Raw genomic sequence first — 556 nt, forward strand, 5'->3', positions numbered from 1 at the left:
CAACAAATCAAATCGGCCTTGCTGATGGCCTCGCCGAAACGGGGGATACGTTACCAAGTCGAGTTTGATACAGCCGACTTACTGCGCGCTAACCCACGGGAACGCTTCCAGAGTTATGAGACAGCGATTAAGTCGGGGGTGATGTCACCGAATGAAGCCCGTGAACGGGAGGGCTTATCGCCGCGTGAAGGGGGGGATGAATTTAGCCAGGCATGGAAGCAAACGGTCGAAATCAAGCAACCACCGGAGGGCAAGGCATGAGGGCAGGCAGATTGAGACACCGGATCACCCTTCAGAAAAACAAAAGCACACAGGATAAATTTGGTGGAGTAATAAACAACTGGGAAGATGTTGCCGAAGTCTGGGCGGAAGTCAACGCAATTAGTGGGCGGGAACTGGTGGCTTCCGGTGCAGTGTTATCCGAAGCCACGGTGCGTATCTGGCTGCGTTACCGTGATGATATCACCACAACAAACCGTATTGTCTATCAGGGAGCCAGCACTCATGGTAAGACCTTTGCCATTGTTGCCGTTATCCCAGATCCAAAACATACCCG

Annotated in this window: 2 protein-coding genes; both read left to right on the top strand. The window is 52.5% G+C overall.

Features of this window, described 5'->3' with window-relative positions:
• The coding region (locus tag PSI15_RS18405) for a phage portal protein (RefSeq protein ID WP_273584773.1) at positions 1-261 on the top strand (261 nt) is incomplete at its 5' end.
• Positions 258-556, top strand: a 299-nt coding sequence (locus tag PSI15_RS18410) for a phage head closure protein (protein WP_273584774.1), incomplete at its 3' end; no start/stop codon positions are given. The genes PSI15_RS18405 and PSI15_RS18410, both read left to right, overlap by 4 nt.

Origin of the sequence: Xenorhabdus sp. PR6a (genome assembly GCF_028599065.1) — a bacterium.
GTDB classification, from domain to species: Bacteria; Pseudomonadota; Gammaproteobacteria; order Enterobacterales; family Enterobacteriaceae; genus Xenorhabdus; species Xenorhabdus doucetiae.